Annotated in this window: 10 protein-coding genes and 1 tRNA gene; 2 read left to right on the plus strand and 9 right to left on the minus strand. The window is 69.3% G+C overall.

Annotated elements, in window-relative coordinates:
- Positions 1–31: 31 nt before the first annotated feature.
- The 4 genes from ACIPJY_RS14110 to ACIPJY_RS14125 form a co-directional block, all read right to left on the minus strand.
- A complete protein-coding gene (locus ACIPJY_RS14110) occupies positions 32–682 on the minus strand; it encodes an SDR family oxidoreductase (protein WP_400461244.1) in 651 nt (216 codons plus the stop codon).
- Positions 683–743: 61 nt separating this feature from the next.
- Positions 744–828 (minus strand) — tRNA-Ser (locus ACIPJY_RS14115).
- Between the two features lie 137 nt (positions 829–965).
- Positions 966–5,432, minus strand: a complete 4,467-nt coding sequence (locus tag ACIPJY_RS14120; RefSeq protein ID WP_400461241.1) for a hypothetical protein — start codon at positions 5,430–5,432, stop codon at positions 966–968.
- A 298-nt stretch (positions 5,433–5,730) separates the two neighbouring features.
- Positions 5,731–7,884 carry a hypothetical protein gene (locus ACIPJY_RS14125; RefSeq protein ID WP_400468205.1) on the minus strand — a complete coding sequence of 718 codons (2,154 nt, stop codon included), beginning with the start codon at positions 7,882–7,884 and terminating at the stop codon, positions 5,731–5,733.
- Positions 7,885–7,909: 25 nt separating this feature from the next.
- Between ACIPJY_RS14125 and ACIPJY_RS14130 the strand changes: the two genes are divergently transcribed.
- Complete coding sequence (locus tag ACIPJY_RS14130; protein ID WP_400468207.1) at positions 7,910–8,560, plus strand: hypothetical protein; 651 nt, start codon at positions 7,910–7,912, stop codon at positions 8,558–8,560.
- Positions 8,561–9,436: 876 nt separating this feature from the next.
- Here ACIPJY_RS14130 and ACIPJY_RS14135 read toward each other — a convergent pair.
- From ACIPJY_RS14135 to serS, 5 genes are all read right to left on the minus strand, one after another.
- Positions 9,437–10,843, minus strand: a complete 1,407-nt coding sequence (locus tag ACIPJY_RS14135) for a phytoene desaturase family protein (protein WP_400461236.1) — start codon at positions 10,841–10,843, stop codon at positions 9,437–9,439.
- Between the two features lie 2 nt (positions 10,844–10,845).
- The gene (locus tag ACIPJY_RS14140; RefSeq protein WP_400461233.1) at positions 10,846–12,195 is read right to left on the minus strand and encodes an HTTM domain-containing protein; all 1,350 of its coding nucleotides are present in this window, start codon (positions 12,193–12,195) and stop codon (positions 10,846–10,848) included.
- Between the two features lie 2 nt (positions 12,196–12,197).
- Complete coding sequence (locus ACIPJY_RS14145) at positions 12,198–12,956, minus strand: DUF5819 family protein (protein ID WP_400461230.1); 759 nt, start codon at positions 12,954–12,956, stop codon at positions 12,198–12,200.
- Positions 12,957–13,194: 238 nt separating this feature from the next.
- Positions 13,195–14,037, minus strand: coding sequence for an HAD family hydrolase (locus ACIPJY_RS14150; RefSeq protein ID WP_400461227.1), 843 nt, complete (start codon positions 14,035–14,037; stop codon positions 13,195–13,197).
- A complete protein-coding gene (gene serS / locus ACIPJY_RS14155; RefSeq protein WP_400461224.1) occupies positions 14,034–15,311 on the minus strand; it encodes a serine--tRNA ligase in 1,278 nt (425 codons plus the stop codon). The genes ACIPJY_RS14150 and serS overlap by 4 nt, the downstream gene beginning before the upstream one ends.
- Positions 15,312–15,405: 94 nt before the next feature.
- On the opposite strand from serS, the gene ACIPJY_RS14160 reads away from it, so the two are divergent.
- A complete protein-coding gene (locus tag ACIPJY_RS14160; RefSeq protein ID WP_400461221.1) occupies positions 15,406–16,476 on the plus strand; it encodes a diacylglycerol/lipid kinase family protein in 1,071 nt (356 codons plus the stop codon).
- Positions 16,477–16,610: the final 134 nt, after the last annotated feature.

Consider the following 16,610-nt stretch of genomic DNA (forward strand, 5'->3'; position numbering starts at 1 on the left):
CTGCACCTCGCCGATCTCGCGCGCCGCCGGATCAGGCCTGGTCTGCGCGGAGGAACTCGGCGATCTCGGTGCTGCCGCTGTTGAAGCGGTACGTGCTGCCCGCGGTGCCGCTCTTCTCGAGCACGTCCGCGATGACGTGCGCGACGTCCCCGCGGGAGACCTTCGCGCCCTCGCCGTCCCAGTCGATCGCGCCGGTGGGCTCGTCGTCGGTCAGGGTGCTCGGCGCGACGATGGTCCACTCGAGGCCGGAGTCACGGACCACCGCGTCGGCGATCATCTTGGACTGCGCGTACGCGAAGAAGTCGTTGTCCTGCGGCACCCCGTGGTCGAGCACCGAGCCGGACCACGAGACCATCACGTACCGCTCGACGCCCGCGCGCTTGGCAGCCTGCACGGACAGCACTGCTGCATCGCGGTCGATCGCCCAGGTCCGGTCGACCGATCCCCCGCCGGCACCGGCGGACCACACCACGGCGTCCTGCCCGCGGACCAGGTCCTCGAAGCCCGACAGCGTCAGCTCCTGGATGTCGGCCACCGCCGGTTCACCACCGTGGGCGCGGATCTCGTCGGCCTGGTCGGGGTTCCGGTTGACGGACGTGACGTGGTGGCCGCGCTCGCTGAGGATGCGCGTCGCGAGGAGTGCGACCTTGCCGTGGCCGCCGAAGATGATGATGTCGCTCATTGCAACGACGCTACGCGGACCGCCTCAGCGCGGGGTGACCGCGACTCGGACGTGGATCGAGCGGAGGGTGTGGGATTCGAACCCACGAGACATCGCTGCCCACCTGTTTTCAAGACAGGCTCCATCGGCCACTCGGACAACCCTCCACGACGCGGCCACGTGGCGAGACGTGACCGCGTCCCGAGGAGTCTAGCCGAGCCTCCAGGCCGGGACCTGGAACACGACGACCCCCGATCGGAGCGATCGGGGGTCGTCGTGTCGACGTCAGGCCGGGCCTGTCAGGTCAGGCCTGCGGACGGTCGTCCTGGCGCCGGCGCGCGCGCTGCGCGGTGAGCAGCAGCACGAGGCCGAGCAGCAGCACGACGATCGCTGCCGGGACACCGATCATGACGATGTTCGTGCCGGTGAACGCGAGCTCCTGCGGAGCGGCTTCGACGGTGAACTTCTTCGTGATCTCCTTCGAGAACACCCACACCGTCTTCTGCGGAGCTGCCGCGCGAGCCCGAGTGGTGGTGTCCGTCTCGTCGGCGACCGTGTACTGACCCTTCGCCTTCGCGGTGAAGGTCAGCGAACCGGCCGCGACGTCGGCCTCCGTGACGGTGTAGCTGGTCTCGCAGGACTCGACCTGCCCGGGCTGGAGTGCCTCGATCCCACAGGAGATCGACGATCCGACCTGCTGCTCGACCTCGGCGCGGTCGAGGGTCCGGTTGCCGGTGTTCGCGAACCGGAACGAGCCGGTCACGACATCACCAGCACGGAGCACAGTGTCCGAGGTCGAGGTCGAGGTCGAGGTCGACGCGGTGTAGTCGCCGCTGATGTCGATGCTGGCCGAGGACTCCAGCGACACGTCGCGGTGGTCACCCGAGGAGACCGAGTCACCCGTGGGCGTCGTGCCCGCGGTGGTCAGGTCGAACCCGACGGTCCCGCGGTCGATGTCCTGCTGGGTGAGCGCATACGGCGCCAGCTCGGTGACGACGTCGGTCCCCGGGGCCAGGGTGCCCTCGCCGACCTGCTCGGGGTCGCCGTCCGACACGACGGACTCCAGGCCCTCGAGCGTCACGTTCCCCGCGTTCGAGACGGTCGCGGAGAGCAGCACCTCGTCGCCGACGCGCGGAGCCGAACCGTGCTCGGTCTCGGCCAGGTGCGCCGAGAGCACGGACTGCACCTGCGGTTCCTGCAGCAGCGTCACGTCAGCGGACTCGTCCGCCGAGATCGCCTGCCCCTTCGGACCCGTGGCGGCAGCGGCGAGCGAGAAGCGCACCGTGCCGGCGTCGACGTCCGCCTGGGACAGGGTGTGTCCGGCGATGGTGAGCTTCGCCGTCGCGCCCGGAGCGATCGTCTCCGGCGCCTCGATCGTCAGGTCCTCGTGGCCGGGCAGAGCAACCTGCACGTCCGCGAGGGTGACGGTGCCGGTGTTGGCCAGCGCACCCGTCAGCGTGACGGTGTCGCCCGCGTTCGGGGCACCCTTCGCGTCGAGCACGGCGCCGAAGCGCGCGCTCATGGTCGCCTGCTGCTCGAACTCGAGCTCGGTCTCGGCGTCGTCCTGGACCTGCTGGTCCTTCGGACCAACGGCGGCGACCTGCATCGGGACGCTCAGCACGCCCGCGTCGATGTCGGCCTGGGTCAGCGTGTAGTCCGACACCGACACGGCGGTGGACGCACCGGGCGCGAGACGCTCCTCGGCGACGGAGACCCGAAGCCCGTCGAAGCCGGGGACGGCGGCGGTCACATCGTGCAGGGTGACGTTGCCGCTGTTCCGGATCGAGCCGGTGAAGGACACGGTGTCGCCGGCCTTGGGTGCCTTCTTGCCGTCCAGCTCGCTGCTGAACTTCGTCGACACGGCCGGAGCCTGCGCGACCGTCGCCTGCGTCGCCGTGGCAGATGCCTCAACCTCGACACCCTTCGGCGCGGTGCTCGTCGCGGTCGCGTCGAACGTGACCGACCCACGATCCACATCGGCCTGCGTCACCTTGTAGGAACCCTCGACCGCGCACTCGACGGACTTGCCAGGCGCGATGGTCGCGGGGCAGGTGACGGTCATGCCACGGTCACCGTCGATGACGATCGTCGTGTCACGGATCGTGACGTTGCCCGTGTTCGACGCAGTCACACCCAGCGAGACCTTGTCGCCGACACCCGGGTCCGACGTGGTCTTCACGACCGGCGCCAGTGCGAGCCCCGCACCGGCAGCCTGCTCGAGGTCCAGGCTCGCGCCGGCCTCACTGTTCGCGACCTGACCCTTCGGCCCCTGCGACTCACCACGCATGGTGAACGAGACGGAACCCTCGTCGATGTCATCCTGCGTCAACGAGTACGCGGCGATCGTCACCGGGACGTCGGCCCCGGGTGCGAGCGCACCGGACGGCACCTCGACGGAGAGATCGTCGCGGTTGAGGATCGACGCGGTGATCTCGGACAGGGTCACGGTGCCGCTGTTGGTCAGCGAGCCCGTCAGCGCGACGGTGTCGCCGGCCTTCGGCGTGCCCTTCGCGTCGAGGGACGCACCGAACCGGGCGGTCAGCGCGGTCCGCTGCTCGATCTCGACGACGGTGCGCGCGTCGTCCTGGACCTGCTGGTCCTTCGGACCGATCGCGGCGACGTGCATCGGGACGGTCAGCGTGCCCGCGTCGATGTCCGCCTGGGTCAGGACGTAGTCGGACACGGTGACCTCGGTCGACGCGCCGGGGGCGAGCTGCTCGTCGGACACGCCGACGGTCAGTCCGTCGAAGCCCGGGACAGCGGCGGTCACGCCGTGCAGCGTGACGTTGCCGCTGTTGCGGATCGCGCCGGTGAAGGAGACCTTGTCCCCAGCCTTGGGGGCCTTCCCGGAGAGCTCGCCGTCGATCGTCGCTGACACCGCCGGCGCCTGCGCAACCGTGGCCTGCGTGGTCGTCGCCGTGGCTTCGACCTCGACACCCTTCGGCGCGGTGCTCGTCGCGGTGGCCGCGAACGCAACCGAACCGTTGTCCACATCAGCCTGGGTCACCTTGTAGGAACCCTCGACCTCGCAGTCCACCGACTTCCCCGGAGCGATGGTCGCCGGGCAGGTCACGGTCATGCCACGCTGCCCGGCGATGACGATGCTCGTGTCGCGGAGCGTGACGTTGCCGGTGTTCGAGGCGCGGACACTCAGCGTGACCGTGTCGCCGACGCCCGGGTCACCGGTGGTCTTCACGACCGGTGCAAGAGCAAGCCCCGCGCCGGCGTTCTGCTCACTGGTGCTCACCGTCGCCGTGCCAGCGCCCGCAACGGGGGCGTCCAGCCGGGAGAGCGCGGAGATCGACACCGAGTCGTCGATGCTGCCGGCATCGACGTCGTCCTGCGTGACGTCACGAGCGGGCGTGGTGCACGACACCGTCGCACCCACCGCGATGTCGGTCGCAGCGCAGGAGTCGGCCGACTCGCCGATCGCCAGGTCGTGGACCGCGACGTTGCCGTCGTTCTTCACGTCGTACCGGAACGCGATCTTCTCGCCCAGATCCGCGACCGCGTCGCCGTTGCCACCGGTGATCACCGGGGTGCCGGTCACGGTGAGTGCGTTGCGCTCCGGAGCGAACTCCACCGAGTCCGTCCCCGCGAGGTCGAGCCCCTTGTGCGCCGTCACCAGGTCGGTGTCGACCGAGTACGTCCCGGGCGTCGTGGTCGTGACATCCACCGAGATCGTGCAGTCCACAGCGCCCTCGGCGAGGTCACCCTCCACGGTCACGGACGTCGCGCCCGCAGCTGCGGTCACTTCGGGATTCGCACAGGTCGTCGACGTGTTCGGCGTCGGCGCCACCGTGAGCCCATCCGGCAGGTCAGCGGCGAACGACCAGCCGCGCTTCTGCCCGTGCTCGGTCGTGTTGATCACCCGGTACGTCAGACGAGCGGTGTCGCCCACGATCGGCGTCCCGGACAACGACTGCGTCATCGTCGGCGTCGAGTCGACGATCGACACGCGGTCCACGGCGCCGTCGTTCCCGGTCCCGGAGGACTGCTGGTTGCGCATGATCCAGCGCACCGTGTCTCCGTCGAAGAGCAACCCACCCTTCGACACGAATTCACCGCCCCGGATCGTCGAGCCGGAGACGACGTACTCCGATGACCCCGGATCAGTGCACGGATTGATCGGGGTGTCGGCGATCTTGTGTTCCACTGCCCCATCGACGAGCGAGAAGTCCAGCAGAGGTGCGTTGCGGCTGCAGTTCACGGCAGCGCCGCTGACACCGAACGACACGAATCGACCCTTCTCGGGCAGGGCGAACGGCTTTTCAGCCTCGAGCTGGACCTTGTCCGCGCCGGGGTCGCCACCCTGGGTGTAGGCGCTGACGATGTGGTTGGTCGACGGGTCCGTACCAGTGATCTGCCCGAGCGCGTTCGCGATCAACTTCAGGCCGGTGTTGCCCGCGGAGTCGCACGCAGCCAGTGAGGCGCTCGACTGACTCGTCACGATGCCGTTGCATCGTGCACCGTTGATCCACACCGGGTCACCCGTGTAGGTCTCACCGGCGGCACCGACGTACTCGCTGACGAGCTTGGCGGCGGTCCAGTTCCCGTTCTCGAAGTCCTCGACGAGCAGGAGCTCGGGGTCGCGTGCCGTGACGTCGGCCGACGCTGCGGAGGCGGGCCGAGCCTCCTGTCCGGTGCCGCCGGTCGGCTGCGTTGCAGCTGACACCGCGACCGTTCCGAGCAGCGCGGTCGTCAGACCGAGCGCGCCGCCCGCGAGGAGGATTCCCTTGCGTCGAGCGCCAGGGGGTGCGTTGTGTTTCATGTCGTCACTTTCGGAGTGTGATGCAGAGGTGGAGAGGGTGTGTCGGCGGATCGAGGAAGCCGACCAGCCGTCAGCAGTCGGGCGCCGCGTGCGTCAGCAGGAGAGCGGTCGCTCCACCGCATCGAGGCACCATCAAAAAATAACATTGATATTTATATATTTCAAGTGTCACATAGACAAGTCGTGACCATGAGCCGGGAGGCTCGGCTTGCGGTGGTGGGGACCGCTGCGGTGTGCAGTGGTCCCCACCAGGACGCACGGAAGTGGGGAGCCCGCGGTGCGGGCTCCCCACTTGAGGTCAGGCCTTGTCGGTGGCCTTGCGGCGCTTCGCGATGAAGAGCACCGCCCCGCCGAGCAGGACCAGCAGACCCGCCAGCGGCGCCACGACCGGGAGGACGTCCGAACCCGTGAACGCGAGCTCGCCCTTCTGCCCGGCCGCGTTCCCAGCAGCCGCACCCGACGCGTTCGAGGACGAATCCGCCGTCGCCGCCGACGACGCAGCAGCACTCGCGTTGCCGTTCTTCGCCGCCGACGCCTGCGCGCGCGTCGAGGACGAGTTGTCCGCGTTCGCCGCAGCCTTCGCCGCGACACTCGCCGCCGCGTTCTTGTCCGCAGCGACGTCCTTGGTCGCGTTCGCCGAAGCGGTCGTGACCATGTTGCCCGCGGTCTTCGCAGCAGCCTTCGCCGTCACGTCCGTCGCAGCCGACGCCTGCGAGGTGGCGTCGTTGTTCGCCGCCGCCACCGCAGCCGCCTTCGCAGCCGGGTTGTTGCTCCCGTCCGCATCCACCGACGCACCCGCCGACGCCGAGGCGTTCGTGTTCGGGTTCGGGTTCGCGTTCGCGCTGGAGTTCGGGCTGCCGTTCGCCCCCGGGTTCGACGACGCCGACGAGTTCGGCGTGCCGTTCACGTTGACGTTCGCGCCGGCATCCTGCGACGCATCCTTGGACGCGTCCGCGATCGCTGCGGACTTCGACGACGCCTGCGTCTTGGACGACGCCTCAACCGAGGCCCCACCATTGGTGTTGGAAGAGTTGTCCGCCTCAGCAGCAGCCTTCGCCGCAACCTTCGACGACGCATTCGGCGTGGAGTCCGCGTTCTTGGACGCGTCCGCCGACGCCGTGGTCTTCTGGTTCCCCGCAACCTCCGACGCCGCCTTCGCGGAGATGTCCGCAGCAGCCGACGCCGCCGACGTGCCGTCGTTGTTCGCAGCCGCCTCCGACGCCGCCTTCGCAGCCGGGTTGTTGTCCCCATCAGCAGCCGCCGACGCCGACACCGACGCACCCGCGTTCACATTCGCACCCGGGTCACCATTCACGTCAGCAGCAGCATCCTGCGACGCGTTCTTCGACGCGTCCGCGATCGCTGCGGACTTCGACGACGCCTGCGTCTTGGACGACGCCTCAACCGAGGCCCCACCATTGGTGTTGGAAGAGTTGTCCGCCTCAGCAGCAGCCTTCGCCGCAACCTTCGACGACGCATTCGGCGTGGAGTCCGCGTTCTTGGACGCGTCCGCCGACGCCGTGGTCTTCTGGTTACCCGCAACCTCCGACGCCGCCTTCGCGGAGATGTCCGCAGCAGCCGACGCCGCCGACGTGCCGTCGTTGTTCGCAGCCGCCTCCGACGCCGCCTTCGCAGCCGGGTTGTTGTCACCATCAGCAGCCGCCGACGCCGACACCGACGCACCCGCGTTCACATTCGCACCCGGATCACCATTCACGTCACCCTCAGGCGTCCCGTCAACATTGCCTGCGGGGATGCCCTGCGGGTCACCCACCGGCGTGCCCTGCGGAGTGCCAACCGGGTCACCAACGGGGTCACCAACCGGCGTCCCGACCGGGTCACCAACCGGATCGCCAACCGGGGTGCCCTGCGGGTCACCAACCGGAGTGCCCTGCGGGTCACCAACCGGCGTCCCGACCGGGTCACCCACCGGATCGCCAACCGGGGTGCCCTGCGGGTCACCAACCGGATCGCCAACCGGCGTCCCGACCGGGTCACCAACCGGATCGCCAACCGGGGTGCCCTGCGGGTCACCAACCGGCGTGCCCTGCGGGGTGCCCACCGGCGTCCCGACCGGGTCACCCACTGGGTCACCAACCGGCGTGCCGACCGGGTCACCAACCGGGTCACCAACCGGCGTCCCCTGCGGGTCACCAACCGGCGTCCCGACCGGGTCACCAACCGGGTCACCAACCGGCGTCCCCTGCGGATCACCAACCGGGTCACCAACCGGGGTGCCCTGCGGGTCACCAACCGGCGTCCCGACCGGGTCACCAACCGGCGTCCCCTGCGGGTCACCAACCGGCGTCCCGACCGGGTCACCAACCGGCGTCCCCTGCGGATCACCAACCGGCGTCCCGACCGGGGTGCCCTGCGGGTCACCAACCGGGGTACCCTGCGGGTCCCCAACCGGAGTGTTGCCCTCGGGCGTACCGTCCTCGTTCCCGTCCACATCCGCAGCCGCTTCCTGCGAAGCGTTGGACGAGGACGACGCGATCGCGGCGCCCTGCGACGCCGTCGACGGATTCGCCGTACCGACAACCGAACCCACAGCATTGGCCTTCGTGGAGTTGTCCGCCTTCGCCGCAGCCTGCGCCGCAGCCTTGGATGAGCTCCCCGGGTCCGTGTCCGCGTTCTGCGTCACATTCGACGACGCCGCCGTCAGCTGGTTCCCCGCGATCTCCGCAGCAGCCTTCGCCGAGATGTCCGCAGCCGCCGACGCCGCCGACGTCCCGTCATCATTCGCAGCCGCCTGCGCCGCAGCAACCGCCGCAGGGTTGTTGTTCCCATCCGCATCCGCCGATGCCGACGCCGACGCCGACGCATTCCGGTTCCCGTTCGCCTCAGCCGACGCATTCGTCGACGACGTCCCGACCGCAGCACCCTTCGACGCCGAGTTCGGCGACGCATTCGCCGCAACCGAACCAGCACCATTCGTGTTCGACGAATTGTCATCATTCGCGGCGCCCTTTGCCGCGACGTTCGCAGAGCTGCTGGGGTTGGCGGCGGTGTTGGCGGTCGCAGCCGTCGAGGCGTCGGGGTTCGCCGCTGCCCGAGCAGCAGTGTTCGCCGAGATGTCCTGCGCAGCCGACGCCTGTGAAGTTGCGTCGTTGTTACCAGCGACCTGAGCGGCCGCGACGGCGGCGGGGTTGTTGTTGCCGTCAGCACGAGCGGACGCCGCAGCGGACGCTGAAGCATTTGTGTTCGAGCTCCCGTTGTCCGGAACGGGGGTGACCTTGCCCCCGTACGACCCGTACCAATAGTGGGCTCCGCTATTGATACCGTCCAGCCCCCACCACGTCGCCTGGCCATTCAACGTCGGCCAACCCACGCCGAAGATTCCGCGCCCGTCCGCATTGATGCGGAATTGCTTCGCGGAACCGCGAGGCGTTGCGCTTTCACAGCTGGTCCATTTACTAGCTGAACTATAGACGGGCACCGGAATGTTGTCTCGCAGAACCGAGATGTTCGTTTCGAGGCACTGACCGGCAGCATTGATCACCGGACCGGTACTGCCAGGCGCAGGATAGGTGAAAACACTTTTCTGAGCGATCGCCGGATCAGTGGGACCGCTGACGCGCTCGTAAATGGGATCCGCGCTGGTGTTGAACCGGTCCGTCAGGACCCCCCAGTAACTGCCCCACTGCATCAGTAGCTGACCGCGGATCGACGGGCCACTGAAAGCGGCGTTGACCGAGACAGCAGACGAGGGTGTGACCGTTGATGCCGAGTCCGCAGCATCTGCATTAGCAGACGAGATGACGCCGAACGCGGCACCGGATGCCGCGAGCGCACCGATCGTCGACGCTGCGACGATCTTGCGTGTGGCAGAGCGCTTGTGCTTGCTCATGTGATTGATTTCTTTCTGTAGCGGAGCACCGTTGCCGGCAGCTCCTGGTTGATCCCTGCACACGCTCATCACGCGCAGGGGTCCCCGGCCGGCGCACATGGGGGATGCTCCGGTCGAGCCCGGCCCGGGCGATGGCACCCGGGCCGGAAGTCGTTCATGCGGCGTTGAGTGCCCGGTTCGCCGCGTTGACACCGCTCATGCCGTGCACGCCAGGCCCTGGCGGAGTGGCAGCGGAGCACAGGTACACACCGGGCACGCCCGTCCGGTAGGGGTTCGGCCCGAACGTCGGCCGGGCGATCAGCTGCCGGAAGGTGTTCGCCCCGGTGTTGATGTCACCTCCGACGAAGTTCGAGTTCGCCGCCGCCAAACCCATCGCACTGGTGACGCGGGTGGACACGATGCGCTCCCGGAACCCGGGCGCGAAGCGCTCGATCTGGCTGGTGATCCGGTTCTCGGCGGCGACGGTCGACCCGTACGGCACATGGGCGTACGCCCAGACGGGGTTGCGTCCGCCCGCGGACCTCGTCGGATCGGCCTTCCACTGCTGGCCGACCAGGGTGAACGGCGCCCGCGAGGACTTGCCACCGACCACCTGGGCCTCCGCGGCAGCAACCTCGTCCGCGGTGCCGCCGAGGTGCACGACGCCGGCTTCCTGGCACTCGGCGGCGGTCCACGGGATGTCGCCGTCGATCGCGAAGTCCACCTTGTAGGCGGCGGGACCGTGCGCGTACTCGGTGAACGCCCGGCGGGAGCGCTCGGAGATCCGGTGGTGCAGGATCTCGACGGCAGCGCTCGGTGCGACGTCGAGGAGCACGACGTCGGCGTCCCCGAGCTCGCGGATGTCGGTGACGGTGCGGCCGGTCTCGACGTGCCCGCCGAGCGACTCGAGTTCCGTGACCAGGGCGTCGGCGAGCACCTGCGCACCGCCCCGGACGACCGGCCAGCCGACCGCGTGCCCGGCGGACGCGAGCATCACACCGATGGCGGAGGAGAACGTCGTGTCGAGCCGTCCGAACGCGTGCGCGGCGATGCCGGCGAACAGCGCGCGGTGCCGTTCCTCGCGGAAGGAGCCGGCGAGCCGCAGCGCAGGCTGCGCGGCCAGTGCCCCGAACCGCGCCATCAACGCCGCGTGCCGAGGCATGCGCGCCAGGGGCTGCAGGGCATCGGCGGTCAGGTCGTCGAACCGCTCGGCGAAGGGTCCGAAGAGGTTGCGCCAGGTGGACCCGTCGACACCCATGCCCTCGGCCGTCGCCGCGATGTCGCGGTACAGCAGGCCGACGCTGCCGTCGTCGAGCGGGTGGGCGAGCGCGGCGGGCGCCTCGTCCCAGTGCACGCCGTACCGCTCGAGCTCGAGGGAACGGAGGAACGGCGAGGCAGCGGCGAGCGGCATGAACGACGCTCCCAGGTCGTGGACCAGGCCGGGGGCGGTCAGCTCCGCGGAACCGACCGCTCCCCCGACCCGCCAGTGCGACTCGAGCACGGTGACGCTCGCGCCGGCCTGCGCCAGCCGGATCGCACCGGCGAGCCCGTTGGGCCCGCTGCCGACGACGACGGCCCGCACGCTCAGACCACCACGGAGTCGTCGCGACGGTCGGTCGCGTCCGCTTCCGCGTCGTCCGGACTGGAGGCACGGCTCGCGCTCTCGGCAGGGCGTCGCGTCCACAGGGTGGCCGGCTCCGGAGTCGTGGTGACCACGTCGACGTCCGTCGCGGTCGCGACGGGGGCGACCCCGGCCTCCAGGTCGTCAGTGGCGACCACCGGCGAGACGGGAGCCGCACCGGACCACGCGTCGTCCACCGGGGTGGCTGCGACGGCGTCCGCCGTCGTCCGCCGCTCCGCCAGGGTGACCCCGGGCGAGCGTCGCGCCGCGTTGGCCCAGGCCCGCTTGAGGCCGCGGCCCATGGCGCGCCAGGTGTGGTCGCGGACGAAGATCGCGTCGACGGCGATCATCGCCATGGAGAAGAACGGCAGGCCCATCAGGACGCCGATACCGACGTGGAACGACATGATGCCGATCAGGACGATGATGCGGGTGATGCGGTTCAGCAGCATCGGCAGGAACATCATCTGCAGGATGATCGTGCCCCACGAGAAGGCGGCGACCATCGGACCCCAGGTGGTGATGATCTTGGCGATCTCCGGCCAGGTGGAGAACCGGTCGACCATGAGCGGGCCGTAGACCGCGGTGCCTGCACCCCAGGTTCCGCCCTGTGCCTTGTAGAGCGCGCCGGACATGTAGACGAAGCCGACGTGCATGGTGGTGACGACGATCGCCAAGTTGTGGAACATCGCGGTGTACGGACGGACCATGCGGCTGCGGCGGTCGAAGCGGCGCAGGGCGTCGTGCGACTTCGCGTGGCGGCGAGCATCGAGCGAGAGCCGGGCCGAGGTGTCCGCGAAGAGCATGTAGATCATGACCATGCGCAGGAGGTTGTCGCTCTGGTCACTGAGCAGGTCGTTCATCTCGATGAACGACACGTAGAAGACCAGGTACACCGGCAGGACGAACTTCGTGCGCCACCCGATCGCCACCAGGAAGGCGATGACGAACAGGCCGATGTAGCTCAGCGTGAAGCCGACGTTGTCCGGGCCGACGAAGTTGAACCACTTGAACAGCCAGATCTTCTCGAAGTCGCTGCCCGGGTAGAGGTGCTGCCCGGTCCACGCGGAGCCGGCGCCGTACGCGTAGAGGCGGGTCGACCAGTTGGCGGCGAGGATGCCCATCCCCATCACGCCGATCAGGATGCGGAAGACGGCGAGGCCGTACAGGGCTCGCTTCTTGCCGAGCAGCCAGTCCTCGGAGAAGGCGGCGCCTCGGCTGGCGAGCGTGACGACGCCGGCGCGACCCGCGCACGCGAGGTCCTTGAGCATGCGGCCGAGGCGAGTGGCCCCGGCGGTGACGGTGTTGCCCATGGTCACTTCTCCTCTGCGAGCTTCTTGAAGGTGTCGGCGAAGTCCTTGTGGGACTGGCCGGGCATGATGAAGGTGCCGCGCCAGCCCGTCGGGGACCACTGCTCGGGTTCTGGCTTCGCGTCGGGGTTGTTGCGCTCGTCGAATGGCACCGCGTTCTGGCGGGAGATGGCGAAGCGGATCGTCGTGACGTCCTCACCCCACATGGTCTTGGCGACCTGGGTGGCGTAGGCGCTCGTGTAGGCGTGCTGGGTGATGAACGAGCCGGCGTTCGCCCTGGCCGTCGCGTCGTCGCCCGACGCCTTGTAGAGCGCGGTCTCGAAGCGGGACTTCCAGTCGGCGCCGGTGTAGTAGTTCGCCTCGACGACTTCCTGCTGCTTCGCGTTGAGCTTGCTGTAGGCGTCGCGGTACTTGCTGGCCTGCTCGTTGGCGAGGCCGGCGGCACGCGGCGGGAGGAGGTTGTGGCGGGAGAGCTTGAGCTCGTCCTCGGCGGCGTCGATCCACTCGCTGTTCTGCTGCTTGCCGTCGACGGTCTCGACCGCGCGGACGTAGAAGTGGTAGTTGCCGTTGATGGGATCAGGGGCGAAGACGGACCAGCTCTGCCCGAAGAACGGGATCTGCCAGCTGGTCAGGAAGTTGCCGGGGACGAGCGAGCGCATGGCCGCCGAGTACGGGGCGATCCAGAGCAGCTGGGCGAAGATGTGCCACGCCGCGATGAGCGACACGAGCACGAGGACGACGCGCACGACGGGGCGGCGTCGCATGAGATGGGTTTTGGGCGACGGGGACGACATGGGACCTCTCTGATCGATTCGGGGTTCGAGAGGTGGCGCCGTGACACGGCTCGGAGACTCTCGTACTGAAATATATCAATACGAGAGTTGACATGCAAGATTTAGATATCATCATGGATGCTGCGTCGCATGCAGCAACGCCGAAGGGCACCGCGGATGCGGTGCCCTTCGGCGTTGCTCTTCGTCGCTCAGGCGACGGGCGGGGATGTCAGCGGGGCAGGGTGTCCAGGGCCGCGGCGAGCCCGTCGTCCGTCACGCCGCCGGTGATCTCGCTCGCAGCGTCGACCACGTCCTCCGGAGCCTGTCCCATGGCGACGCCGCGGCCAGAGGTGGAGGCCCACCGCAGCATGTCGATGTCGTTGCGCCCGTCGCCGGCCGCGAAGACCCGGGAGCGCGGGATGTCGAACCACTCGCGGACGCGTTCCATCGCGGTGGCCTTCGTCACGCCCTCGGGAGCGATGTCGAGCCATGCCGTCCAGCCGACGTTGTACGAGACCTTGTGCAGGCCCATCCGGTCGACGATCGCCAAGAACTCCTCGAGCCCGTGCTCCGGCGAGATGACCACGACACGGGTGGCCTGCACGCCGAGCAGCTGCTCGAAGTCGACGTGCTCCCCGGAGGCCGTCATCGCGTCGTCGGGGAACTCACCGGAGAGCAGGTAGTGGCCGTCGGGCGACTCGACGCCGTACGCCGCGTTCGACAGGGCGCCGCGGATGGTCTGCAGCACGTCGGTCGGGTCGAAGGTCTCGACGTGCACGCGCACGTAGCCGTCGATCGCGTGCGGGGCGTCCGAGCGACGGAGGGTCACCGCGCCGTTCGCGCAGACCAGGTACTCGGGCTCGATGCCGAGCGTCTGCAGGACGGGCACGGTCATGCCCTCGCTGCGCCCGGTGGAGAGCATGACCTGGTGGCCGGCGGCAGCGGCGGACTGGATCGCCTCCACGGTGGCCTGGGTGACGACGCCGTCCTCGCGCATCACGGTGCCGTCGATGTCGAGCGCGACGAGCCAGCGCTTGACGCGGGTGGTGGCCGTGCCGTGCGCGTTGTTCATCGGGGTTCGATCACCTCGACGCCACCGAGGTACGGACGGAGCACCTCGGGCACGACGACCGAGCCGTCGGCCTGCTGGTGCGTCTCGAGGATCGCGACGAGCCAGCGGGTGGTCGCGAGGGTGCCGTTGAGCGTGGCGACCGGGGCGGTCTTGCCTGACTCGGTGCGGTACCGGATGTCGAGGCGCCGGGCCTGGAACGTGGTGCAGTTCGAGGTCGAGGTGAGCTCGCGGAAGGTGCCCTGCGTCGGGACCCACGCCTCGAGGTCGTACTTGCGGGCGGCGCTCGTGCCGAGGTCGCCGGCGGCGGTCTCGATCACGCGGTAGTGCAGCCCGAGGTCCTGGAGCATCGACTCCTGGTACGCCATGAGCTTCGCGTGCTCGGCGTCCGCCTGGTCCGGGTGGACGTAGGAGAACATCTCGAGCTTGTTGAACTGGTGCACGCGCAGGATGCCGCGGTTGTCCTTGCCCGCCGAACCGGCCTCGCGGCGGTAGCAGGTCGACCAGCCGGCGTAGCGGAGCGCCTGGTCGCCGTCCTCGGCGGCGGGGAACGCCAGGATCTCGTCGGCGTGGTACCCGGCCAGGGCCACCTCGCTGGTGCCGGTCAGGTACAGGTCGTCGGCTTCGAGGCGGTAGACCTCGGCCGCGTGCTCGCCGAGGAAGCCGGTGCCGGCCATCGTCTCGGGGCGCACGAGCGTGGGCGTGATGAGCGGGACGAACCCGTGCTGGATCGCGCGGTCGAGACCGAGCGACATGAGCGCGATCTCGAGCCGGGCGCCGAGGCCCTTGAGGAAGTAGAAGCGCGAGCCGGACACCTTCACCCCGCGCGGGATGTCGATGATGTCGAGCAGTTCGCCGAGGTCCGCGTGGTCCTTCGGCTCGAAGTCGAACTCCGGCTTGGTGCCGACGGTCTTCAGCGTGACGAAGTCGTCCTCGCCGCCCTCGGGCACGCCGGGCAGCACGACGTTCGGGATCGAGCGGACGACCCGGTTGAACGTTTCCTCTGACGCGGTGACGGCGGCCTGGGCTTCCTTCACCTGGGCGGCGAGTGCCTGGGCCTGCTGCACGAGCGCGGCCTTCTCGTCCTTCGGGGCCTTCGCGACGGTCTTGCCGAACGCGTTCTGCTCGGCACGGAGGGCTTCGAACGACGAGATCGCGCTCCGCCTGGCGGCGTCGGCGGCGACCGCCTCGTCGACGACGTCGACGGAGGCGCCGCGCGCAGCCTGTGAGGCCTTGATGACATCGGGATCGTCGCGCAGCAGCTGGGGGTCAATCACCGGTTCATCCTAGCCAGACCGCGTTGCGGCTCGGGTGTGCACCAGGTGCCCCGGCCAGGGCGCGACACGCAGGCCCCGCCGGTACCGTTGGTCCATGTCATCTCCCTCGGAGACCGCGCCCGCGCAGTCGGACGCCCTCGCCACCGAGCACCGCACCGCCGCCGTCGTCTACAACCCGGTCAAGGTGCACCTCCCCACACTGAAGCGGACGGTGGCGAAGTACGAGCGCGAAGCCGGCTGGCACGAGACGCTGTGGTTCGAGACCACCGAGGAGGACCCCGGCGGAGGGATGGCCCGCCAGGCGCTCGACGCCGGCGCCGACGTGGTCGCAGCGGCCGGCGGTGACGGCACCGTCCGCGCGGTGGCCGAGGTCGTGCACGGCTCCGATGCCGCCCTGGCACTGCTGCCGAGCGGGACGGGCAACCTGCTCGCCCGCAACATGAAGCTGCCGCTCGACGACATGGACGCCAGCGCGCAGATGATCTTCGGCGGGCACGACCGGCCGATCGACTTCGGGCTGCTCGGTCTGGAGCGACCCGACGGCACCCGGGAGCAGTTCGGGTTCCTGGTGATGGCCGGGCTCGGGCTCGACGCCCGGATGCTCGCGAACACCCGCCCGGGGCTGAAGAAGCGCGTCGGGTGGCTGGCCTACGTCGACTCGCTGTTCCGGTCGCTCCGCGACATCGACGGCTTCGACTTCCGGTACCGCCTGGACGAGTCCACGACGAAGTCTGTCCGCGGGCACTCGGTGATCGTCGGGAACTGCGGGATGCTCCAGGCGAACGCCATGCTGCTGCCAGAGGCCGAGATCGACGACGGCGTGTTCGACATCGTCGTGATGCGTCCCCGCGGCTTCTTCGGCTGGGTGCGGATCGGCGCGCGGATCTTCTGGGAGAACGCGATCCTGCGGTGGTTCCGCCGGTCGTCGTTCGGCAACTCCATCGTCGGTCGCCGGATCATCTCGCGCGCGAAGCAGGAGCGGCCGCTGCGGTACCTGCGCGGCGAGGAGTTCGTGCTCCGGCTCGAGAAGCCCGACGAGTTCGAGATCGACGGCGACCCGGTGGGCGAGATCTCGGCGTTCCGGGCGCGCATCGACGCCGGGGCGTTGCGCGTGCGGGTGCCCGCGCCGTCGGACGCTCCCGCGAAGGGACGCAGGCGCGGGTAGTGAGCCCGCACTGTGCGAGGTTCCGGACACTGTGCGAGCCGCGGTGCCTCGCACGGTGTACGGAACCCCGCACACCGCGGCGCGCGCGGCGCGCGCGGCGCGCGCGGCGCGCGCGGCGCGCGCGGCGCGGCGCG

This window comes from Curtobacterium sp. NPDC090223 (assembly GCF_044746585.1).
Lineage (GTDB): Bacteria > Actinomycetota > Actinomycetes > Actinomycetales > Microbacteriaceae > Curtobacterium.